The sequence below is a fragment of the Pseudoalteromonas sp. L23 genome, assembly GCF_021728455.1.
In the GTDB taxonomy this organism is placed as follows: domain Bacteria; phylum Pseudomonadota; class Gammaproteobacteria; order Enterobacterales; family Alteromonadaceae; genus Pseudoalteromonas.
This window is the reverse complement of sequence record NZ_JAKKCW010000001.1, coordinates 491,965-514,220: the sequence shown is the minus strand read 5'-3', so window position 1 is coordinate 514,220 and position 22,256 is coordinate 491,965. Positions and strand designations below refer to the sequence as shown.

Here is a 22,256-nt window from a genome sequence, read left to right as displayed (position 1 = left end):
CTATACGCTCGTACTTGAGTGCGTGCAATCTGCTTGTTATTAGCGCAAAGTGACCTTGTGAAGATAGCGTATTGAGCTGGATAAAGAAAAATTGATAGCCATATCCGCTATCAATTTTTCGTACCCAAAGCTCAACAGACTATAGATGGTAAAATTAAGACTCTAGGCCTTCGTCGTCACCAAGACCTTTGGTTAGATCTTCTAACAACTCTTTGATTTCTTCCGATACCAAAATAAAGTCAGCATCAAGTTTAACGGCTAGATCTTCTTTTGGGATATCTGCATTTTGGTCTTTAAGTGCTTCTGCATAGCTTAAACGTTTTAATGTACCATCGTTTTGTAAAACGAATTTCACGCGCTCACGCCAATCTAACGCGAGTTTAGTCACACGTTTACCGTTTTCTAGGTGCGTTTTGATTTCGTCTGATGAAAGGTCATGTTGTTTTAACTTGACTTGAGCGCCGTTGTCATCTGGCTCTTGCAACTCAGCGTCGGTGCCTATTGCAAAGCCTTCAGGTGCACTAAACTCGGTGAGCCAGTGTGTTAGCTGTAAGTCTAAATCATAGTTTGCAAACGCAGGTACAACAGGAAGCGTGCCCAGAGACTTACGCAGTAGTGCAAGTAGTTCTTCCGCTTTATTGAAGCTGGCACTATTTACAATCACCCAACCTGATTTTTGGTCGATAAAAGCAAATTGTAGGCTCGATTTTTTAAACGCTTGAGGCAATAAAGTGGCTAGGATATTTTCCTTGATATCGTCTTTTTCTTTTTTCTTTACTGGACGATTTTCTTGTTGCTCTATTTGCTCAATTTTTTCGGCGACCATTTCATTGACTACGGCTGCAGGAAGCACCTTTTCTTCGCGCTTAGCACAAACTAAGATACTGTCTTGAGAAAAATGAGAAAGCATCTGACCATGTTTACCGAAGGCTTTTGTCCAGCCAAAAGTGGTCATGTCTTGGCTACCACAAGGACGAAAAATATCCTGCTCGAGTGCTTTTTCGAAATCTTCTTGTGCGTAAGTTACATCTTGTTTGAATTTGTAGCAGATTAAGTTACTGAACCACATAGAAATATGCCCGTCTGGAATAAAATTGCGGTCATCATAGCAAAAAGGTCACAGCTTGTATTCCACTAGATGATGTTTGGTGGTGGGGGAGATATCTTGCGCCAATACGCCACTTTGCAGTATGGCGTATTGGATGGTTGTTGTGCTCTAAACTTGGTTAGCTAAACATCGCCATTGGTTTTTGTAAGTCTTTTGGGAAACTGATGTAGTAGGTGAGGCCTTTGCCTTCTTCACTATTTACTTCGATATCCCCATTCAAGGTTTGTTTTACGAGGTTTAAGGTAATATGGGTACCAAGCCCACTGCCACCTTGATCGCGTTTGGTCGTAAAGAAGGGGTCAAACAACCGGTCTAGTTGGGCTTTACTTACGCCCTTGCCGTTGTCTTTGTAGACGATATTTACCATACCATTGTCTTCTTTAATCTTAATATCTATTTGTCCTTGGTCTTGATTTTCAAAACCGTGGATCAAAGAGTTCATGATCAGATTAGTGAATATTTGGCTAATTGCCCCAGCTGGTAAATTTAGCGTCATGTCTTCAGGGCACTCAATATTCACTTGATGATGAGTTTTCTTCAATTTTGGATGTAATGAGCGGATCACTTCACCAAGGTATTGCTTCAGGTTAATGGTACGAACCGCCTCACTGGCCTGATCGACTGCAATTTGTTTAAAGCTTGCAACAAGCTCAGATGCGCGGTCTAAATTGGTTGTAAGTAGGCTAGCACTTTGCTTTGCTTCGCTAATGAATTCTTCTAACGCTTTTGGTGATAAGGTTTTTCCGTTGTAAGCCGCCTCAAGCTGATCTAAACGCTCCTGTAAGAACGACGTCGCAGTCACGCCAATACCAACGGGGGTATTAATATCGTGCGTAATACCGGCAACGAGACCACCAAGTGCCGCCATTTTTTCAGAGCCGACTAAGCGCTCTTGTGCCATGTTCAGCTCATCTACGTATTTCTCAAGTTCTTTTTGTTTCGTTAATAGTTCTTCTTCTGTTTGTTTTCTTAAATCAATCTCTTCTGTGAGCGTTAACTTCTGCTTTTCTAATTCATATTTTTGTTGCTGAAGATCCATCATCGCTTGGCTCAGGTTTGAGGTCTTACGTGCGACTTCTTGTTCCAGCTGAATGTTATGTTGATCAAGTTTTTCATTGCTGATCAAAAGCTCTTTTTGAGTTTGATCGAGCTTTTTACGATATTCAGAGACCTTATCAATTAGCTTATTGAATGCCTCTTCCATGATCTTTAGTTCATTACGCTCTTTTGCGCCGATATCTATTTTATGGCCATCAACGTTGTCGACCTCAAAGTCTTCAATTTGTTCGGTGAGATCGCTTAATGGTTCGGTAAGTAGCTTTCTGAAGGCAATTAAAAATAGAATAATCAAGAATGTTGTCTTGATCATCGCATTACCTATCAAAAAGTAGATAGAGATCATGATGCGACTAAAGACCACCTCTCGGCTAGAAAATAATGTTACGTCGCCGACTTGCGTTGCGCGTCCCGAGAATTCAAAAATCAACGGAAACGTATAACCAAACAAACCGGATGGCGTATCTTCGATTATTGCTTCTTCTTGAACAAGCTGTTGGCTATACAGCTCGTGAATATCTAGTGAGCGGCCAAGCTGTGAAATAATTTCGCCGCTGTCATCTCGTACAATAATTCCTTCGATCATGGGGATCGCAAGTAGCCCCTCAGCCGTAGTAACGGTCTGCTTCGTATTGAGTTCCCATATGGCACGGGTCAAACTGCGGCTAAAGGTTTTTTGCAGCATAGTAAGTTCATTGCGAATATAGTCTTTAGTATTGACGTATTCGGCAACGATTTGACCACATGTGACGACAAAGGTTAGAAGGAAGTAAACCGACAGCACATTGGTGAGCAATTTTTTTGAGAGGCTTTTTTGCAGCATGAATTAAGCTGAGCTCCTACGGTAAGTTCATCGCCTTTGTATAATCTGTTTTTAAAGTTAGCCAATAAATGGTTAAAAATAAATAATTATCTTCATTAATTATGCTTTTTAGCGCCTTACCTAGGAAAGTTTAATGTGTTATAAGATAGCGATATCCAGTGACCGTTTTATTAACGATAGTACAAGACTGACCACTTTATGAGTTATTCCGTCTTAGTTTGCGATGATTCGGCTGTCGCCCGTAAACAAGTCATTAAAAACTTACAGAGCAAATTAGACCTGACCTTGCACCAAGCACAGAATGGCCAGCAGGCGATTGATTTACTGAAAACTCAGCAAATAGATTTATTGTGTCTGGATTTAACCATGCCAATACTTGATGGGATTGCTGTGTTAGAGGCAATAAAAGCACACCGAATTGAATGTTTCGTGGTGGTTATTTCGGCAGATGTTCAGGCCAAGATGAAAGAAAGAGTAGCAAATTTGGGGGCGTTAGGGTTTTTAGAAAAACCGGTTAAAGCAGAGCAGTTATTAGGATTACTGCACCAGTTTGGGATCCGATAACTTATCTATGCAAATTACAAATGTCACTATTAAAAATTTGCATAATCTATTTTGCTCTTTCGTATTGACAGCGCGGCTAAACTTCAGGCACTCTAAAATTATGAAAACGAATATTATCACTACGACCATTATTACAACCACCATCCTAACGGGATAGTGGCATAGGTCAGTGCGAGTTTGAAAAAGGCCTGTGTTCACTAAGAACACAGGCCTTTTTTGTTTTTGGAATGAGGAAAAATGATGCGAGTACTAAAGTTTGGAGGGTCTTCCCTCAAAGATTTTGCCTGTTTACAAAGAGTCAGCGAGCTAGTTAAAGACCATGGCCAACAACAAGCGCTTATCGTGCTGTCGGCTCCCGGTGGCATGACAGATCAGCTCGTTGAGCTTGCTGATTTGGCTGGACGAGGAGATGCGTTTGACTCCCAGTGGCAGTCATTTACTTCCCGCAGCCAAGGCCTATACGATGAAGTACAAGCGGTGTACGGTAGTGTTGTAGGCTGGCCTGACTTTGAATTACTTAAGAATAAATTAGATGGGGCCAAGTTACTGGGACATTGTCCAGATCAAGCAAGAGCCTATGTCATTAGTTTTGGCGAACGCATTAGCGTTGCGCTGATGGACACCATGCTGCAATCAGATTCAGTCGCGCTTAGTGCTGACGCTTGTGTAAAAACGCAGGGCGGGTATCTCGATGCTGAAGTTGACCTTAAGCTAAGTAAAGTATGTTTTGCAGAGTTAGTGCGTGCCCAAGCGTCGCGTTTTTATATCATGGCAGGATTTACGGGAAGCAATGAAGCGGGCGAGCTGACAACGCTTGGTCGCAACGGTTCTGACTACTCTGCAGCTGTCGCAGCTGCGTGTCTTGAAGCTGAAATCTGTCAAATCTGGACTGACGTTGATGGCGTCTACAGTGCAGATCCTCGTCTGATAAAGAAAGCGACTAAGGTCGACGTGCTATCTTATAAAGAAGCCATGGAGCTATCTTATTTTGGCGCCAAAGTGCTGCACCCAAAAACCATTTTACCTTGCGCCAAAGCAGATGTGCCTTGTGAAATTAAAAATACTCATGACCCAGAAGTGCCGGGTTCACTGATTTGTGCTCAAGGCGGTGGCGAGGCTCCAGTAAAAGCGCTTTCGAGTCTTGATAAACTGGCCATGTTGACCGTTGCAGGACCTGGGATGAAAGGCAAGGTTGGCATGGCTGCTCGGGTCTTTTCTGCACTGGCAGCAGATAACGTATCCATTGTACTTATTACGCAATCTTCTTGTGAATTCAGCATCAGTTTCTGTGTCCATGAGCAAGACTTAACACTTGCGCTGGTTGCGCTTGAACAGGCATTTGAGCTTGAAACGCAAGCAGGATTAATCGACCCAATTGAAGTGCAACGTAACCTTGCTATCGTTACTTTGGTTGGCGACAACATGAAAGCGCACAAAGGTCTTGCGGCCAAATTCTTTGCGTCACTTGCACAGGCTCAGGTGAATATTGTTGCCATCGCGCAGGACTCAACGGAGAGTTCTATTTCGGCGGTGGTTGACGGTGAACTTTGCCAAGATGCAGTAAAAGTGTGTCACGAAAACTTCTTCACGCACGTGCCATCCATTGATGTTTTCTTGATTGGCTGCGGTCTAGTGGGTCAAGAATTAATGAAGCAGTTTCATAAGCAGCAAGCATGGCTTGAAAAACGCAATATCCGTTTGAACCTCTATGGCATTGCAAACTCAAGTAAGTGTTACTTAGACCCAGAAGGCGTACCGTTTGATAACTGGGAATTGGCGCTTGAGAAAGCGGAGTCGGGCTTTGATTTACAACAGGTTAGCCAGTTTGTTAGACAAAATCATTTAATTAACCCTGTGATTGTCGATTGTAGTGCGGCTCAATTCGTTGCCGATGGCTATTTAGACTTTCTTAACGCGGGCTTTCATGTCGTTGCGGCTAATAAAAAAGCCAATACTGGCAGCTATGAGTATTATCAGTCACTGCAACAGGCTGCACTAGCTAAGCGCCGTCACTTTCTATATGAAACCAACGTTGGCGCCGGACTCCCTGTATTAGACAACCTTAAATTGCTGTTTGGCGCAGGAGATGAATTGCTTTCATTCAGTGGTATTTTGTCTGGCTCGCTATCGTATATCTTTGGCGTATTGTCGGATGGTTTATCGCTATCGGAAGCGACAGAGAAAGCCAAACAAAGCGGTTTTACAGAGCCAGATCCGCGCGATGACTTATCTGGTACGGATGTCGCGCGTAAGCTGCTTATCATTGCCCGTGAATCGGGACTGCCGTTGGAGCTCAGTGATATTGAAGTTGAATCAGTATTACCTGAAGGGTTTGCTGAGGGCGCCAGTGTTGATGAATTTATGGCGCAATTACCGCAATTAGATGATGCTTTCGCAGCGCGTATTGCGGCGGCCAAAGCACAAGGCCAAGTGCTACGCTATGTCGGTTCAATTGTTGACGGTAAATGCCGCGTTGGCATTGAAGCGGTAGATAAAGAGCACGCTTTGTACGATATTCGTGACGGTGAAAACGCACTGGCTATTTTGAGCCAATATTATCAACCAAAGCCTTTTGTGATCAGAGGTTATGGCGCGGGCGCAGAGGTAACCTCTGCAGGCGTATTTGCTGATATCCTAAAAACGCTGTCGAGGTAGGAGCTATGAAAACATTTTATGCACCAGCGTCAATGGGTAATTTTTGTGTTGGCTTTGATGCCCTTGGCGCCGCACTCCAGCCTATTGATGGCAGTTTACTGGGTGATCAGGTCAGCGTTGAAGCCGCAGAGCGTGATACGTTCAACTGTATTGGTCCATATGCTGAAAAGCTCTCCGCTGATCCTAAAGACAATTTAGCGTTTCAGTGTTTACAGCACTTCAAACAGCATGTGGCACCCAACATGCCGGCGGTTGCCATGACCTTGTATAAAGGCCTTCCTGTTGGTTCAGGTCTAGGCTCTAGCGCTTGCTCTGTGGTTGCCGCTTTTGCTGCACTCAATGATTTTGCCAATACGCAATTAAGCCAAGAGGCGCTTATTGAATTAATGGCCGACTTTGAAGCTAAGGTCAGTGGTGGTCGTCACTACGACAACATCACGCCCTGCTACCTTGGTGGGCTACAACTGACAGCAGACTGCATTCCAAGTAAAGCAATCAGCGTTGCGCATGATGAAAGCTGGTTTTATGTTATTGCATATCCTGGCTTTGCCTTGAATACAGCGAAAGCAAGGCAAGCACTACCACAGCAGTTTTCTTTGCATGATACGGTGGAGTTTGCCCAGCGACTGTCGGGCTTTTGTTTATTGATGCAGTCAGGTCAATTTGACAAAGCACTGTCGATGATGAAAGACAGCATTGCCGAGGAAGCGAGAGCGCCACTCATTGCTGGCTTTAACGAAGCAAAAGACGCGCTACCAGCCCTAGGTGCCGAGCTGGTGAGTATTTCAGGGGCAGGGCCCACACTATTTGCTATTTGTAAGTCTGAGCAACAGGCAAATGCAGTGCAGCAATGGTTGCAACAAAATTACATTAACGAAGCGGGTTTTAGCCATATTTGCCGATTAGATGCGCTTGGCACAAGAGAATTAAAGGATCAAAAGTAATGAAATTAGTGAATTTAAAAGACGAACAGCAGGTTGTTTCATTTGTTGAAGCGGTAAAAATTGGTTTAGGTCGTAACCAAGGAGTTTTTTTTCCTCCTACATTTGAGCGTATTGCAGATGTTGATGCACTACTTGAATTACCTTTTGCAGAGCGCAGTGCCAAGGTATTACATCACCTTATTGGTGATGAACTACCACAAGATACCCTCGATGCGATGGTAAAGCGCGCCTTTAATTTCCCTGCTAAATTAGTCGAAGTTGCTAAAAATCAGCATTGTTTAGAGCTTTTTCATGGGCCAACATTGGCGTTTAAAGACTTTGGCGGCCGCTTTATGGCGGAATGCATTAGTATGTTTAATCAAGGTGAGCGCGTGACTATCCTCACCGCAACAAGTGGTGACACGGGCGCCGCCGTTGCCCATGCATTTTACGAAAAAGAAAATGTCGATGTTGTGATCCTTTATCCTCATGGCAAAATTTCGCTTGCCCAACAAAAGCTGTTTACAACACTTGGGAAAAACATTCATTGTTATGCTGTAGATGGCAGCTTTGATGACTGCCAAGCGATGGTAAAGTCAGCATTCCTTGATGACGAAGTAAAGCAAAAGCTTGGTCTCAATTCGGCAAACTCCATCAACATCAGCCGTTTAGTGGCGCAAGTGTGTTATTACTTTGAAGCGCTAGCGCAATTACCTAAATCTCAGCGTGATAAAGTGCATGTTTCAGTGCCAAGTGGTAACTTCGGTAATGTCTGTGCGGCGATGATTGCGGCCGCGATTGGACTGCCTATTGCCAAGTTAAGTGCCACGACAAACCAAAATGATACTGTGCCCCGTTACATTGCCTCGGGTGAGTGGCAACCAAACGACACTTTGGAGTCACTCTCTAATGCGATGGACGTGAGTAAACCTAATAACTGGCCTCGTGTTGAAATCATGCTAGAAAGAGGAGATTTTAACAAACATGACTTTTATTCACGTTCGGTGACGGAAGCGCGAACTCAGACAGTAATGCAAGAATTACATGATAAAGGTTACTTGGCTGAGCCGCACACTGCGATAGCCTACGAGGGATTAGCACTGGACTCTCAAGCGGATGAAACCGGAATTTTCCTTGCCACTGCGCATCCTGCGAAGTTTAAGGAATCTGTAGAAGGTGTTTTAAATCAGCAGCTTGATATGCCGAAACCGTTGGCCGATGCATTGCAAAAACCATGTTTGGCAGAGCCGCTTAATGCAGATTATGATGCTTTGAAGGCAGCAATGTTAGCAAAACTCAACTAAATCAGAGAGCCTATCTGAGTGGGTAGAACGGCCACTCAGATAAGGTCAATTTCAAGACTATATTAGCTTTTCAAATACAACTTAGGTTGTCTTATTTAAAATATTAATGTTTAAATAAAAAAATATCATCGCGATAGGGGTGTGAAATAAATTCAATCCCTGCTTAAATATGCCCATGCTGATTTCATAGGCAAACTGGTTATCTTGTGATGCTAGATTGTCTTTAAAAATACCCTTACGTTTACCTAGGAGAAACCATGTTAGAACGTAACATGAATATTGCAGATTTTGACCCAGAACTATTTGCAGCGATTGAAGCAGAAACTTCACGTCAAGAAGAGCACATCGAGCTTATCGCTTCTGAGAACTACTGTAGCCCACGTGTACTTGAAGCGCAGGGTTCTCAGCTAACAAACAAGTATGCTGAAGGTTACCCAGGTAAGCGTTACTATGGCGGTTGTGAGCACGTTGACGTGGTTGAGCAGCTCGCGATTGACCGTGCCAATGCGCTATTTGGTTCGACTTACGCAAACGTTCAGCCTCACGCTGGCTCACAAGCAAATGCGGCGGTATTCCAAGCGCTACTTCAGCCACATGACACTGTGCTAGGTATGAGCCTTGCTCACGGTGGTCACTTAACGCACGGTTCACACGTAAACTTCTCTGGTAAAACGTACAATGCTATCCAGTACGGTCTAAACGAAGAAACTGGTGAAATCGATTACGCGCAAGTTGAAGCGTTAGCACTTGAGCACAAGCCAAAAATGATCATCGGTGGTTTCTCTGCGTACTCAGGTATCGTTGACTGGGCTAAGTTCCGCGAAATCGCTGATAAAGTAGGCGCTTACCTACTTGTTGATATGGCGCACGTTGCAGGTCTTGTTGCCGCTGGTATATACCCAAGCCCAGTGCCTCATGCACACGTTGTAACAACAACAACGCACAAAACGCTAGCGGGTCCTCGTGGTGGTCTTATCATCTCTGCTTGTGATGATGAAGAAATCTATAAAAAGCTAAACTCTGCGGTATTCCCTGGCGGTCAAGGTGGTCCTCTATGTCACGTTATCGCTGCGAAAGCGGTTGCGTTCAAAGAAGCACTACAGCCAGAGTTCAAGTCATACCAAGAGCAAGTGGTTAAAAATGCACAAGCTATGGTTGCGGTACTTCAGGAGCGTGGTTATAAAGTGGTTTCTGGCAAAACTGAAAACCACCTGTTCCTACTTGACCTGATTGATAAAGACATCACAGGTAAAGATGCAGATGCAGCGCTTGGCCGTGCAAATATCACAGTAAACAAAAACTCTGTACCAAACGATCCACGTTCACCGTTCGTTACTTCTGGTCTTCGTATCGGTTCTCCTGCGATCACTCGTCGTGGCTTCAAAGAAGCTGAGTCGAAAGAGCTTGCTGGCTGGATCTGTGACGTACTAGACAACATCAATGATGAGTCTGTACAGGCACAAGTGAAAGAAAAAGTAAAAGCAATTTGCGCTAAATTACCTGTTTACGCATAATTTCGCTCACAAAAAAGCAGTTTTTTGTTATGATTAAGGCCGCATTCAAGCGGCCTTTTTTGTTTTTGAGTCAACGAGAGCGTCTATGCATTGTCCATTCTGTACAGCCAAAGATACCAAAGTAATAGATTCACGTTTGGTTGCTTCCGGCCACCAAGTCCGTCGCCGTCGTGAGTGTATTTTATGCCACGAACGCTTTACTACCTTCGAGGGCGCAGAGCTCTTAATGCCGCGCGTGATAAAGCAAGATGGTACCAGGGAGCCTTTCAATGAGGATAAGTTACTCAATGGCATGCACCGAGCGTTGGAAAAGCGTCCTGTTAGTACAGAACAAATAGAAGAAGTAGTACACCAAATTAAATCTCAAATTCGTGGTACTGGCGAACGTGAAGTACCAAGCGGCATGATTGGCGAATGTATTATGGAAGCCCTCAAAAAGCTCGATAAAGTGGCTTATGTGCGATTTGCTTCAGTATATCGCTCTTTCGAAGATATTCGTGAGTTTGGTGAAGAAATTGCGAGGTTGGGGGATTGAGCCAGTTCACAACGCAAGACCATGATTATATGAGCCGCGCCATCACGCTTGCAAAGCGCGGTAAATACACCACAACACCCAATCCAAACGTCGGCTGTGTGATCGTAAAAGACGGTGAAATCGTCGGCGAAGGTGCACACTTAAAAGCAGGTGAAGGCCATGCTGAAGTACATGCGCTTAAGCAAGCTGGAGCTAAAGCCGCAGGTGCAACTGCCTATGTAACGCTTGAACCATGTAGTCACTATGGCAGAACGCCGCCGTGTGCAAAAGGTCTGATTGACGCAGGCGTCAGCAGAGTGGTTGCAGCCATGGTTGATCCCAACCCACAAGTTGCAGGGCGTGGATTGGCAATGTTAGAAGCCGCGGGAATTGCAACGGCTTTTGGTTTGTTAGAGCCACAAGCAAGGGCACTGAATACCGGATTCTTGAAGCGAATGGAGTATGGGTTGCCGTTCGTGACTTGTAAGCTTGCCGCTTCTGTTGATGGTAAAACCGCACTAAACAATGGCCAGAGCAAGTGGATTACCTCAGCGGCAGCGCGCTTAGACGTACAGCGCCACCGCGCGCAGAGCTGTGTGGTCTTGACCGGAGCCGATACGGTTATGGTAGACAACGCAAGACTCAATGTTCGTGAGGAGTTTTTGCAAGACACCGATTATCCTCAATCTGAGCTACGCCAGCCGATACGTGCGATTATTGACTCACAAAATCGTCTGACACCAGATCTTGCGCTATTTACAATTGCATCTCCAGTGATTATTTTCCGCCGTACTATTGATAATTCAGTGCAATGGCCTCATTTCGTAGAGCAAATTGTCGTGCCTGAAATCAACGGTAAGCTCGACCTAAAAGCCGTGCTCAACAAGCTGGCTGAAAAGCACTGTAATTATGTTTGGCTAGAAGCCGGTGCCACCCTTGCGGGGGTAATGCATGAACAAGGGCTAATCGATGAATATATCATCTATTTGGCACCGAAAATAATTGGCGCTGGAAAAGGGCTGTTTAACACCACACCACTGAGTGCCATGTCGCAAATACCTGAGTTAGTGTTTGGCGACGTTTGCCAAGTGGGGCCTGATCTCAAACTTATCGCGACTAAAGAGAAGTAAAATGTTTACAGGTATTATCGAAGCAACAGGAACATTAACTCAATTGCAGCTCAAGGGCGGCGATTTAATTGTTCGTGTGACCACGACATCTCTTGATATGAGTGATGTAAACTTGGGTGATAGTATTGCCACGAACGGGGTTTGCCTGACCGTAACTGAGAAGTTTCATGATGGCTTCAAAGCCGATGTTTCTAACGAAACCTTAAGTTTGACGCGTTTTGCCGAGTACCAACAAGGCCAAAAGGTAAATCTTGAAAAGGCACTGCAGCCGATTTCACGCCTAGGCGGTCATTTGGTGTCAGGCCATGTGGATGGTATTGCTGAAGTGGTTGAGATAACCGCTAATGCCAGAGCGACTGACTATTGGTTAGCCGCGCCGTCATCGCTAATGAAGTATATTCCGTATAAAGGTTCGGTTGCCATTGATGGTATCAGTTTGACGGTCAATGCCGTGGAACAAAACCGCTTTAAATTGACCATAGTGCCACACACGGCGCAAGAAACGACGATTGCAGGTTTTCAAGTCGGGTCAAAATTAAACCTAGAGGTTGACCAAATCGCCCGCTACCTCGAAAGGCTAATTCAGGGTGAGCCAAGCGCTGCCAGCGAGTCCACTCTCACAACCAGTCTATTGGCGAAAGCTGGCTTTATAAAGTAGCCATAGACAAAGTAAAAATGGGAAAACTATGAGTTTAAATAGTGCTGAGGAAATCATCGCGGACATTAAAGCCGGTAAAATGGTTATTTTGATGGACGATGAAGACCGAGAAAATGAAGGTGATCTGATCATTGCAGCAGAGCACATTACACCAGATGCAATTAATTTCATGGCAACATATGGTCGCGGGTTAATCTGTTTGACCATGACACAGGAGCGCTGTGAGCAGCTGAACTTGCCACTAATGGTGAAAACCAATGGCGCTCAGTTCTCTACCAACTTTACTTTGTCTATTGAAGCTGCGAAAGGCGTAACGACAGGTATTTCAGCGGCAGATCGCGCCCGTACAGTACAAGCTGCAGTTGCCAAAGGTGCAGTACCTGAAGATATTGTACAACCAGGTCATATCTTCCCAATCATGGCGCAACCAGGCGGCGTTTTAACGCGTGCAGGCCATACTGAAGCCGGATGTGATTTAGCGCGTTTGGCGGGACTGGAGCCTGCATCTGTGATTGTTGAAATTCTCAATCCAGACGGCACTATGGCACGTCGCCCACAACTAGAAGTGTTCGCAAAAGAACACGATATTAAAATCGGCACCATTGCTGATTTAATTGAGTATCGTAACTTAAACGAAACCACTATCGAAAAAGTAGCAGAGTGTAAACTGCCTACTGAGTTTGGTGAGTTTAATCTAGTGACGTACAAAGACACCATTGATAATCAACTTCACTATGCGATGGTAAAGGGCGAGATCAAATCGGAAGAAGCCAATTTAGTACGTGTGCATTTGCAAAGCACGTTTAACGATATTCTTCATTCAGATCGCAGCGCGGATAGAAGCTGGACACTGCAAAGTGCTATGAAGCACATCGCCGACAACGAAGGCGTATTAGTCATTCTTGGTAAGCAAGAACGCAGCGAAGAGATAGAAGCGCTGGTTAAGGCATTTGCTGCGGAAGATGCGGGTGAACAGGTGAACTACCGTAAATTCCAAGGTACTTCGCGTACCGTAGGTGTGGGGTCGCAAATTTTGGCTGATTTAGGCATTCAGAAAATGCGCCTAATGAGTCTACCTAAAAAATATCATGCACTGTCTGGTTTCCACTTAGAAGTGGTTGAATACGTCGAACCAAAATAATTCCAAAATGCCAAATTGATCGCAACCGCCTATATTCAGATAGTAGGCGATTGCCACATTACTGTGCTATCATGCGCCTCAATTTGGCAATTGCTCATACAGATTAGGAACATCTAATGAAAGTAATCGAAGGTAATAAATACGCTCCTGGCAAAAAATTTGCCATTGTCATTTCACGTTTTAACGATTTTATCGGTAGCAGCTTACTTGAAGGCGCTGTAGATGAATTAAAACGTACCGGTGGTGTTAGCGATGAAGACATTACGGTTGTATATGTACCGGGAGCGGTTGAACTACCACTAGCAGCAAAACGCGTTGCGATGAAAAAACAGCACGACGCGATTATTGCGCTAGGTGTGATTATTCGTGGTGGTACACCGCACTTCGATTTAGTTGCTAACGAGTCTAACAAAGGCTTAGCTAGCGTTTCATTAGATTATGATATCCCTGTCGCTTTTGGTGTACTTACTACTGAAAGCATTGAGCAAGCTATCGAGCGCGCGGGCACTAAAATGGGCAACAAAGGGGGAGAAGCCGCCCTTGGAGCTCTAGAAATGGTGAACGTGCTAGAGCAAATTTAAGAGGAATCTCAGTGAAACCAGCAGCTAGACGCAAAGCACGTGTACTTGCTTTACAAGCTATTTATTCTTGGCAGCTAAGTGGTAACCCAATTGCCGATATCGAACAGCAAATGCTGATCGAAAACGACGTAACGAAAGTCGATGTAGAATACTTCAAAGACTTAGCGCGTGGTGTTGTTGTTAACCAAAAGCAGCTAGACGAAGCAATTCGTCCGCATTTAGCTCGTCCACTTGAAGAATTGGATATGGTTGAGCTTGCCGTGTTACGTGTTAGTGCTTATGAGCTTAAATTCCGTGAAGATGTGCCATACAAAGTGGCTATCAACGAAGGTATTGAGTTAGCGAAAATGTTTGGCGCTGAAGAGAGCCACAAATTCGTTAACGGTGTACTAGACAAAGCGGTTAAGTTTATTCGCAAATAAGCTTTACTATAGGAATAGCCGGCCTTGGCCGGCTTTTTTGTGTATGAAAGAATTTGAGCTAATCAATCACTACTTTAAAGGCCGTGGCATTACTCGCCGAGATGTAGAGCTTGGGATCGGTGATGACTGCGCCTTGGTTTCAGTTCCTGCTGGCAATCAACTTGCGGTAACTACGGATACGCTAGTTGCGGGTGTGCACTTTTTTGAAGATATTCCACCTCGAGCACTAGGCCATCGGGTTATCGCGGTAAATCTTAGCGACTTAGCTGCTATGGGTGCAGAACCTACTTGGGTGTCACTTGGTTTAACGCTACCTAAGGCTGACTTGGAGTGGTTAGAAGCCTTCACTGAGGGCATGCATGAAATTGCTGAGTACTATAACGTACAAGTAATAGGTGGCGATACAACGCAAGGTCCATTGACTATCACTGTATGTGCAAAAGGTATTGTACCAACTGGTAAAGCACTCAAGCGCTCAGGAGCGCGGGTGGGTGATTGGATTTATGTAACAGGTCCACTTGGTGACGCAGGGCTTGCTATTGAAGCGCGAAAACAGGGCTGGACACTTGAGCCAAAACATTACAAAGCGGCGCTTGAAAAGTTTAACTACCCAGCACCAAGGGTTGCTGCGGGCCAAGTGCTTAGGGGTCTTGCTACCTCTGCAATTGATATCTCAGACGGTCTACTCGCGGATCTTAAGCATATTTTACGTAGCTCGTTAGTTGGCGCTAAGATAAACGCCGATAAAGTTCCTCAGTCTGATGCGCTGCGCTCAAGCCTTGATGAAGATGCACGCATGCGGCTCGCGCTCGGTTTTGGCGATGACTACGAGTTACTCTTCACGGTCAATGATAATAACAAAAATGCCGTGGAAACCAGATTGAAGCAATATGGTGTTGAGCCAGTTTGTATTGGCCAAATTACGGCTAATAATGGCGAAATTCAATTGCTCAAAAAAGGTCAACCTTACCAGCTCACAGGGTTTGGTTTTGAGCATTTTAGCTAGGAGTTGGTTTGGCTAAGCAGTATGTATTTAATTTAAAGAAGCCGCATCAATTCTTTGCACTCGGGTTTGGTCTTGGTTTAGCGAAAAAAGCACCTGGTACTTTTGGCACCTTCGCCGCATTACCGTTTCTTTTTGCAACCCAAGGCGCACCAATTTGGCTGCAATGTCTGGTTGCGATTGTCATGACGTTATTTGGGATCTGGGTGTGTGGTAAAACAGCAGACGATGTTAATGTTCATGACCATCCAGCCATTGTCTGGGATGAAGTGGCAGGTTTTTATATTACCATGATAGGGGCGGCGCTTAGCTGGCAGTCATTAATCGTTGGCTTTATTTTGTTCCGCTTTTTCGATATTTTGAAACCGGGTCCGATAAGATGGCTCGATAAACGTTTGCATGGTGGCTCGGGGATTATGCTAGATGATGTATTAGCTGGCATTTTTTCATTGATTTGCGTGCAAGCTTTGTTTAAAACTGGCATTTTAGTCTAACTGTGCTGATGTGATGGAATCGAGATGACAAGGCTATTGTTTTTCATTTTCACTTTGCTGCTACCAATTACGAGTTTTGCGGCGATAGATGATTACGTAGTTAAACAGTGGAATATCCAAAGTGGGTTACCGTCACAAAGCGTTAAGAGTGTCGTTCAAGACAATCAAGGCTACATTTGGCTCGGAACTCAGTTTGGCTTAAGTCGGTTTGATGGTCATCAATTCCAAAACTTCAACACCCAAAATACCGAATTCTTAAATAGCAATGCCATTAATAAATTGGTGGTGGATCGATTTGGCATGCTCTGGGTTGGCACGCGTCGAGGATTGTTAAGACTCAATCCCCAAACCTTAGAAGCTCGGCGTTTCGATCTGCAGGGGCCTGTACGAGATATCTTGCAAGATGAAGATGGCGGGATCTGGATTGCTGCGAATGGTCTGTATTATGTTTCTGCGAAAAAGCTGACGTTAGCCGCCAATAACATCGAACAAAGTACGTTAGATGTTACCCAAATCAATCAAATTGTAGGTTCCGTGACTAAAATGGCATTGGTGCCTGATGGTATTTGGCTAGTGAATGAACGTCACCTACTTAAAATCAGTGAATCAAGCAATCGCAACGGTGATGGCGTTAGGCTTGAGCTGGCGAGTAAGGTTTCACTACCTGAGCAGTTAGCGCAAACCATTATACATGACTTAGCTTGGGTCGATGGTAAGTTGTTCTTAGCATCAGAGTTGGGTGCGTATTTTCTAGATATTGACGAAGTACTACGCCGTTATCAAGATGCGGGTAACAATGCCGTATATAAGTTTCTAAATGATAAGGAAGGCGGGCTATGGGTCTCTACTTATGGTCGGCTGTTATATCGACAGAATAACGGTGTTTGGCAAGCTGTCGAGCCAATTCAGTTGGATCAAAGTATCTGGTTTGCAGATATCTTTATGGACAAAGATAATAATATCTGGCTTGCCAGTTTAAATGAAGGCTTGTGGCTGGCCCACTCAGGAAAAGTGGAGCGGCATCATATTGGTCCTAGAGTAAACCAAGCAATTTCAGCCATCACACAGGGGCCCTCTGGTCAGTTATGGGTCGCTAGTCGTGAGGGGCTTGGCATTATGGGATTGAATGATAGTTATCAACCCGTGCTAACTAGTGCGCAGTTAAATCGTTCCGTGATACACGACTTGGAGTTTATTGGCGAAAAACTCATTCTTGGGACAGACCGTGGTGCACTTATCTACGAAAATGGCACACTACAAAAATTAACTGAGCGAGAGCTCAGACAGAATCCAGTCTTTTCATTAAGCCCTTCAAACCGAGGGGGAATGTGGTTTGGTACAGGGAGAGGTTTGTATCGTCTTGATTACAAGGGGATAACGCCATTTGCCTACAACGCTTTTCTTGGTAGTCAATTTGTTACTTTTGTTGAGGATTTTCCGAGATATGGTTTTATCGGTACTAACAAAGGTGCGTATCGCTACAATGATAAAGGCATCGAAAAAATAGGCTCGCAAACTTCGTTAGATACAGCTTATATCACCAGCATATTACACTTAGATACCGTAACGACTTTGGTGGGTTCACTCAATGACGGATTATTCTATCGTACCTCAGATGGTGATTGGTATCAGCTTGATGCTTCAAATGGATTGCCTTACGGATCGATATTTTCTTTGCATTATGACAAGAGCAATCAGCTCATCTGGGTGAGCACAATGAAAGGGGTATATCGCATGCCCGTTGCGCAATTTGGTCACGTTATAGAGAGTTTGCAAGTTGAACAAGTAATAAGCCCATTCGATAGGCAGCTTGATGGCAGACCAAGCCAATGTTGTTCAGGCCTTGGGCATGATGCCGTGGTTGAAACCGAGTCAGCTATTTTTTACCCCAGCTTACAAGGCGTTGTTGAGATCCCTAAAAATGTCCAGCTTTTTGGCGGTGGGGATTTATTGCCAAGGCTAGAGTCATTGTCTACCCACGATAGAGTATTTAGTACAGAATCATTAAATCAAGTGATCCAGCTTGAAACATCGGAACGCGATTTAACTATCAATTATACAGCCATTGATTTTTATGCGCCTCATAGCATTGAGTTTAGATACAAACTAAATGGCCATGATACACAATGGCGGGATGCACAATCACGGCGTGAAGCCATTTACACCAATTTGCCTCCAGGCAACTTTACCTTTGTGTTAGAAGCTAAGCGTCAAGGACAAGATTGGGAAAAGGCTAAAGTGCTAAGCTTATCAATTGTACTACCTCGGCGCTTCGACGAAACGATTTACTTTAGATTGTTTATTACTTGTGCATTTATCTTTATGTTCTATCTGATTTTTTGGGTGTTTAGAGCACAAGAAAGAAGAAAGCAGGCCGCATTAGAGGCGTTAGTTGCAGAGCGTACAACGGAGCTTAGAAAGGCAAATGAAAAGCTAAATCAAGTTAATACACAACTTAAGCTGGTTAGTCATTCCGATGAGCTGACAGGCTTGCGAAGTCGTCGCTTTTTGTTTGATCAACTTCCTAAAGATGTTGAGCACTACCAGCGCAATGCTCAATCACTACAAGCCCAAAATAAGAGCCTAGTGCTCATGATCATGAATATCGATGACTTTAGTAAGATTAACGATTCTTATGGTCCTATTGGTGGCGACAGTTGCTTACAACAGTTAGCGACACTTTTAAATACCCGTACTCAAGGTTCAGACTATGTTGTTAGATGGAGTGGGGATGAATTCTTATTGTTATTGCGTGATTTCAGTCGAGATGACATTGAAGAGTATGTTAGTGATTTATGTAAAGCCATTGCTGAGACGGACTATCGACTTCCTAATGGAAAAACCACTAAGCTGACAGTTTCTATGGGGTGGTCTTATTACCCTCTACCACTACTCGGTGGCAAAGTGATTGGTTGGGAATCATCAGTGAATTTGGCTGATATTGCGCTGCATCAAGTTAAACAACGCGGTGGGGATGGTGCTGCAACAATTACTTTTGATGATCAGTTAGATGCTTTTGAGTTTGAACAAAGTGCGAATATAGAGTCTCAATTACAGTTATTACAAAGTAACGGGCTTGCTGAAATCAGTGTATGGATGAGGTAAAACTCATAGCAAAAAGGCTTCCAAATGGAAGCCTTTTTTAGGTTGAATGCAGACTCACGCAAGCCAAGCCTTAATTTGTTGACTGATGCCTTCGCTGTTTAAGCCCAGCTCGGCATGGATCTCAGTTTGTGAACCATGCTTAATAAACTCGTCAGGTAGACCAAGAAGTTTAATTGGTTTTTGATGGCCTTGAGCAATTAAATACTCGCTTACTGCGGAGCCTGCGCCACCGGCAATAGCATTATCTTCAAGTGTGACGAAGCGCTCGTGAGTTACAACCAACTCTTCGATAAGGGCGCAGTCTAAGGGTTTGACAAAACGCATATCTACAAGTGTGGCATTTAGCTCTTCGGCTACGGCTTGAGCGTTTTCAAGCAATGTACCAAAGCTTAAAATAGCCAGCTTTTCACCTTCTCTTACTACCTTGCCCTTACCAACTTCTATTGCGGTCATTTCCGTATCAATCTCGGCGCTTCCCGCACTACCTCTGGGGTATCTCACTGCTGCTGGCCTATCTAGGCGATGACCTGTGTAGAGCATTTGGCGGCACTCATTAAGGTCGCTTGGTGCCATGATCACCATATTCGGGATACAGCGCAAGAAACTTAAGTCGTATGCGCCTTGGTGCGTCTCACCATCCGCACCAACGACACCGGCACGGTCAATAGCGAACAACACTGGCAGATTTTGTAGTGCGACATCATGAATGAGTTGGTCGTATGCGCGTTGCAAGAAGCTAGAATAGATTGCAACCACTGGGTTGAGGTCTTCACAAGCAAAACCCGCTGCCAGTGTCACAGCATGTTGCTCAGCAATGGCAACATCAAAATATTGAGCAGGGTACTCTTTAGAAAAGCGTACCATGCCCGAGCCTTCACGCATTGCTGGTGTGATTGCCATGAGCTTATTATCTTGTGCAGCCATATCGCAAAGCCAATCTCCAAACACCTTTGAAAAGGTTGGTGCACTAGGTTTTGATTTGGGTAAGCTATGGACGCTTGGATCGAACTTAGGCACGGCATGATAACCAATAGGATCTGCTTCTGCAGGTTTATAACCTTTCCCTTTTTGGGTTTTAACGTGTAATAGTTGAGGGCCTTTTAGGTTACGCATATTACGCAGCGTATCTACCAAAGTATCTACATTATGTCCGTCAATTGGGCCAATATAGTTAAAGCCTAGCTCTTCAAAGAAAGTACCAGGGATTATCATCCCCTTTAAATGCTCTTCCATACGGCCTGCAAGCTCTTTAACCGGCGGCACACCAGACAGCAGTTTTTTGCTGCCTTCTCGAATATTGGTGTAAAAGCTACCAGAGAGGATCTTCGCGAAATGATTGGTGAGTGCGCCAACGTTTTCAGAGATAGACATTTCGTTGTCGTTTAGGATCACTAACATATCTGGATTGATGTCGCCTGCGTGATTCATGGCTTCAAACGCCATGCCCGCGGTCATTGCACCATCACCAATAACGGCGACGGTCTTACGTCCAATCCCTTCTTTTTCAGCCGCGATAGCCATACCAAGTGCCGCTGATATAGAAGTGCTTGAGTGGCCAACACTAAACGTATCGTATTCGCTTTCTTCTCTATAAGGGAAAGGATGCAGGCCATCTTTCTGGCGGATCGTATGCATCCTATCTCTTCTACCTGTAAGTAGTTTGTGCGGATAGGCTTGATGACCTACATCCCAAACGAGCCTATCGCTTGGTGTGTTATACACATAGTGTAAAGCTACAGTAAGCTCTACAGTGCCTAAACCAGATGCAAAGTGACCGCTGCTTTGAGAGACTGAGTTCAGCAAATACTCGCGAAGCTCATCACTAAAGGCGGTTAACTTGTGCTGGGGTAATTGACGGAGTTGACTTGGCTCGTCAATTAACGCGAGTAAGGGATACTTGCTACTATCAAGTTTCATGGTATTTATCAGAGTCCTAAGTGAATCTCAGCGCAATTACTCACGTGGTCCACTTCATAATTATTAAAATTCTTCACTAACTTGTCATAATATTATGTTAGCCAGCGTTTACAAAGTTCTTGTGAATATTTTCTTAGCTTGGCGTAGCTATTTTATACGTCAGCTTAATATTCTCGATCTATGATGTATTTTGCTAAATCTGCAAGTATTTCTGTATTACCGTTGATACGTGTAAGCGCTTCTAAAGCTTCATCTATCAAGTGTTCAGCTTTTTCTTTTGCTTGTTCTAACCCCAATAATGCTGGATAGGTAGATTTATTATGTTCTAAATCAGAGCCTTGAGGTTTACCAAGCACAAATGTGTCACCTTCTACATCAAGAATGTCATCTCTGACTTGAAATGCAAGGCCAATTGCACGTCCATAAGTACGTATCGCATCACGTGCTTGCTCTGAAACACGTTCCGGATCGCTACATAAGATCCCAAGTTCTACTGCACAGCTTAGTAGTGCACCTGTTTTTAGCTTATGAATACGTTCGAGCTCATCTATCGTAATTAAACGATTGGTTGCTGCTATATCGAGTGCTTGACCGCCTATCATACCTTGTAGACCCGATGCCTTGGCTAGCACTGAAATCATTTTTATTTGGGCATGGTGGCTTACCGCGAATGGATGTTCACTTAGCAGTTCAAATGCCAGCGTTTGCAGAGCGTCACCAGCTAAAATCGCGGTCGCCTCATCGAATTGGATGTGGCAAGTTGGACGGCCGCGTCTGAGATCATCATCATCCATAGCAGGTAAATCGTCGTGCACCAAAGAGTAGCTATGCACACACTCTATTGCGGCTGCAGCTTTGTCTAAATCTTCTGGAGCAGCACCAAATAATTCACCAGTACAATACACTAAAAACGGTCGCAAGCGTTTGCCGCCGTTTTCTATACTATAGCGTGTAGCCGCTTTTATATTCTCTTCAGTTTCAAGCACACTATCAAAATAGTGTAAAACGGTGTTTTCTACACGAGTTTTAGCAAACTGGAGCTTTTCTTGTAATTTTTTCGACATTAGGCTTCGTTATCAAATGGCTGTAATTGTGCTTGTTCATCCTCGCCCATTAAAATAGCGACTTGTTGTTCAGCTTGCTGAAGTTTCTGATTTGAAGCTTTTGCGAGTTTTATCCCGCGTTCAAACTGTTTAAGTGCTTGATCTAAAGGTAAGCTACCGTTTTCCATGTCTGCAACGATTTGCTCCAGTTCTTGCATGGCTTCTTCAAAGCTCAAGTTGTCTGGTTTTTTTACTGCCATATGTCACGCTGACCCGTAAAGTAAAAGTGTGGCAATTTTAG

General features: G+C 44.3%; 19 protein-coding genes. 14 read left to right on the top strand and 5 right to left on the bottom strand.

Annotated elements, in window-relative coordinates:
* Positions 1 to 154 precede the first annotated feature (154 nt).
* Positions 155 to 1,069 carry a recombination-associated protein RdgC gene (rdgC, locus tag L3V43_RS02360; RefSeq protein WP_010606126.1) on the bottom strand — a complete coding sequence of 305 codons (915 nt, stop codon included), beginning with the start codon at positions 1,067 to 1,069 and terminating at the stop codon, positions 155 to 157.
* 157 nt (positions 1,070 to 1,226) lie between these two features.
* Positions 1,227 to 2,987 (bottom strand): HAMP domain-containing sensor histidine kinase, encoded by a 1,761-nt coding sequence (locus L3V43_RS02355; protein WP_010606127.1) that lies wholly within the window; start codon positions 2,985 to 2,987, stop codon positions 1,227 to 1,229.
* 198 nt (positions 2,988 to 3,185) lie between these two features.
* Between L3V43_RS02355 and L3V43_RS02350 the strand changes: the two genes are divergently transcribed.
* The 14 genes from L3V43_RS02350 to L3V43_RS02285 all read left to right on the top strand — a co-directional run bounded on the left by L3V43_RS02350 (position 3,186) and on the right by L3V43_RS02285 (position 18,995).
* Positions 3,186 to 3,551, top strand: a complete 366-nt coding sequence (locus L3V43_RS02350) for a response regulator (protein WP_010372125.1) — start codon at positions 3,186 to 3,188, stop codon at positions 3,549 to 3,551.
* Positions 3,552 to 3,791: 240 nt separating this feature from the next.
* Entirely contained in the window at positions 3,792 to 6,206 is a 2,415-nt protein-coding gene (gene thrA, locus L3V43_RS02345) for a bifunctional aspartate kinase/homoserine dehydrogenase I (RefSeq protein WP_237115964.1), read from the top strand.
* A 5-nt stretch (positions 6,207 to 6,211) separates the two neighbouring features.
* Positions 6,212 to 7,150, top strand: a complete 939-nt coding sequence (gene thrB, locus L3V43_RS02340) for a homoserine kinase (protein ID WP_010606129.1) — start codon at positions 6,212 to 6,214, stop codon at positions 7,148 to 7,150.
* On the top strand, positions 7,150 to 8,433 hold the full coding sequence (gene thrC, locus L3V43_RS02335; RefSeq protein ID WP_237115792.1) for a threonine synthase: 1,284 nt from the start codon (positions 7,150 to 7,152) through the stop codon (positions 8,431 to 8,433). Before thrB ends, thrC begins: the two co-directional genes overlap by 1 nt.
* A 257-nt stretch (positions 8,434 to 8,690) precedes the next feature.
* A complete protein-coding gene (gene glyA, locus L3V43_RS02330) occupies positions 8,691 to 9,947 on the top strand; it encodes a serine hydroxymethyltransferase (protein ID WP_010372111.1) in 1,257 nt (418 codons plus the stop codon).
* A gap of 85 nt (positions 9,948 to 10,032) precedes the next feature.
* Positions 10,033 to 10,482 carry a transcriptional regulator NrdR gene (gene nrdR, locus L3V43_RS02325; RefSeq protein ID WP_237115793.1) on the top strand — a complete coding sequence of 150 codons (450 nt, stop codon included), beginning with the start codon at positions 10,033 to 10,035 and terminating at the stop codon, positions 10,480 to 10,482.
* Complete coding sequence (ribD, locus tag L3V43_RS02320) at positions 10,479 to 11,591, top strand: bifunctional diaminohydroxyphosphoribosylaminopyrimidine deaminase/5-amino-6-(5-phosphoribosylamino)uracil reductase RibD (protein ID WP_235366552.1); 1,113 nt, start codon at positions 10,479 to 10,481, stop codon at positions 11,589 to 11,591. The genes nrdR and ribD overlap by 4 nt, the downstream gene beginning before the upstream one ends.
* A gap of 1 nt (position 11,592) precedes the next feature.
* A complete protein-coding gene (locus tag L3V43_RS02315) occupies positions 11,593 to 12,249 on the top strand; it encodes a riboflavin synthase (protein WP_010372102.1) in 657 nt (218 codons plus the stop codon).
* Between the two features lie 28 nt (positions 12,250 to 12,277).
* Positions 12,278 to 13,390 carry a bifunctional 3,4-dihydroxy-2-butanone-4-phosphate synthase/GTP cyclohydrolase II gene (gene ribBA / locus L3V43_RS02310; protein WP_088529949.1) on the top strand — a complete coding sequence of 371 codons (1,113 nt, stop codon included), beginning with the start codon at positions 12,278 to 12,280 and terminating at the stop codon, positions 13,388 to 13,390.
* A 116-nt stretch (positions 13,391 to 13,506) separates the two neighbouring features.
* Positions 13,507 to 13,971: a 6,7-dimethyl-8-ribityllumazine synthase gene (gene ribE, locus L3V43_RS02305; RefSeq protein WP_237115794.1), complete on the top strand. Its 465-nt coding sequence runs from the start codon at positions 13,507 to 13,509 to the stop codon at positions 13,969 to 13,971.
* Positions 13,972 to 13,982: 11 nt separating this feature from the next.
* Positions 13,983 to 14,393 carry a transcription antitermination factor NusB gene (gene nusB, locus L3V43_RS02300; RefSeq protein WP_010372094.1) on the top strand — a complete coding sequence of 137 codons (411 nt, stop codon included), beginning with the start codon at positions 13,983 to 13,985 and terminating at the stop codon, positions 14,391 to 14,393.
* Between the two features lie 43 nt (positions 14,394 to 14,436).
* Positions 14,437 to 15,399: a thiamine-phosphate kinase gene (thiL, locus tag L3V43_RS02295; RefSeq protein WP_102057345.1), complete on the top strand. Its 963-nt coding sequence runs from the start codon at positions 14,437 to 14,439 to the stop codon at positions 15,397 to 15,399.
* 8 nt (positions 15,400 to 15,407) lie between these two features.
* Positions 15,408 to 15,890 carry a phosphatidylglycerophosphatase A gene (locus tag L3V43_RS02290; RefSeq protein WP_237115795.1) on the top strand — a complete coding sequence of 161 codons (483 nt, stop codon included), beginning with the start codon at positions 15,408 to 15,410 and terminating at the stop codon, positions 15,888 to 15,890.
* A 24-nt stretch (positions 15,891 to 15,914) separates the two neighbouring features.
* Positions 15,915 to 18,995, top strand: coding sequence for a ligand-binding sensor domain-containing diguanylate cyclase (locus L3V43_RS02285; RefSeq protein ID WP_010606136.1), 3,081 nt, complete (start codon positions 15,915 to 15,917; stop codon positions 18,993 to 18,995).
* A 54-nt stretch (positions 18,996 to 19,049) separates the two neighbouring features.
* Here the strand turns inward: L3V43_RS02285 and dxs are convergent, their stop codons facing one another.
* From dxs to xseB, 3 genes are all read right to left on the bottom strand, one after another.
* Positions 19,050 to 20,912, bottom strand: coding sequence for a 1-deoxy-D-xylulose-5-phosphate synthase (gene dxs, locus L3V43_RS02280; protein WP_102057344.1), 1,863 nt, complete (start codon positions 20,910 to 20,912; stop codon positions 19,050 to 19,052).
* Positions 20,913 to 21,076: 164 nt separating this feature from the next.
* Positions 21,077 to 21,976: a (2E,6E)-farnesyl diphosphate synthase gene (ispA, locus tag L3V43_RS02275; protein WP_102057343.1), complete on the bottom strand. Its 900-nt coding sequence runs from the start codon at positions 21,974 to 21,976 to the stop codon at positions 21,077 to 21,079.
* Complete coding sequence (gene xseB, locus L3V43_RS02270; protein ID WP_010606139.1) at positions 21,976 to 22,215, bottom strand: exodeoxyribonuclease VII small subunit; 240 nt, start codon at positions 22,213 to 22,215, stop codon at positions 21,976 to 21,978. Before xseB ends, ispA begins: the two co-directional genes overlap by 1 nt.
* Positions 22,216 to 22,256: the final 41 nt, after the last annotated feature.

Bases quoted from the DNA above. Each gene is read 5' to 3' on its own strand.
- rdgC (WP_010606126.1), bottom strand. From the start codon at position 1,069: ATGTGGTTCAGTAACTTAATCTGCTACAAATTCAAACAAGATGTAACT.
- L3V43_RS02355 (WP_010606127.1), bottom strand. From the start codon at position 2,987: ATGCTGCAAAAAAGCCTCTCAAAAAAATTGCTCACCAATGTGCTGTCG.
- L3V43_RS02350 (WP_010372125.1), top strand. From the start codon at position 3,186: ATGAGTTATTCCGTCTTAGTTTGCGATGATTCGGCTGTCGCCCGTAAA.
- thrA (WP_237115964.1), top strand. From the start codon at position 3,792: ATGCGAGTACTAAAGTTTGGAGGGTCTTCCCTCAAAGATTTTGCCTGT.
- thrB (WP_010606129.1), top strand. From the start codon at position 6,212: ATGAAAACATTTTATGCACCAGCGTCAATGGGTAATTTTTGTGTTGGC.
- thrC (WP_237115792.1), top strand. From the start codon at position 7,150: ATGAAATTAGTGAATTTAAAAGACGAACAGCAGGTTGTTTCATTTGTT.
- glyA (WP_010372111.1), top strand. From the start codon at position 8,691: ATGTTAGAACGTAACATGAATATTGCAGATTTTGACCCAGAACTATTT.
- nrdR (WP_237115793.1), top strand. From the start codon at position 10,033: ATGCATTGTCCATTCTGTACAGCCAAAGATACCAAAGTAATAGATTCA.
- L3V43_RS02315 (WP_010372102.1), top strand. From the start codon at position 11,593: ATGTTTACAGGTATTATCGAAGCAACAGGAACATTAACTCAATTGCAG.
- ribBA (WP_088529949.1), top strand. From the start codon at position 12,278: ATGAGTTTAAATAGTGCTGAGGAAATCATCGCGGACATTAAAGCCGGT.
- ribE (WP_237115794.1), top strand. From the start codon at position 13,507: ATGAAAGTAATCGAAGGTAATAAATACGCTCCTGGCAAAAAATTTGCC.
- thiL (WP_102057345.1), top strand. From the start codon at position 14,437: ATGAAAGAATTTGAGCTAATCAATCACTACTTTAAAGGCCGTGGCATT.
- L3V43_RS02285 (WP_010606136.1), top strand. From the start codon at position 15,915: ATGACAAGGCTATTGTTTTTCATTTTCACTTTGCTGCTACCAATTACG.
- dxs (WP_102057344.1), bottom strand. From the start codon at position 20,912: ATGAAACTTGATAGTAGCAAGTATCCCTTACTCGCGTTAATTGACGAG.
- ispA (WP_102057343.1), bottom strand. From the start codon at position 21,976: ATGTCGAAAAAATTACAAGAAAAGCTCCAGTTTGCTAAAACTCGTGTA.
- xseB (WP_010606139.1), bottom strand. From the start codon at position 22,215: ATGGCAGTAAAAAAACCAGACAACTTGAGCTTTGAAGAAGCCATGCAA.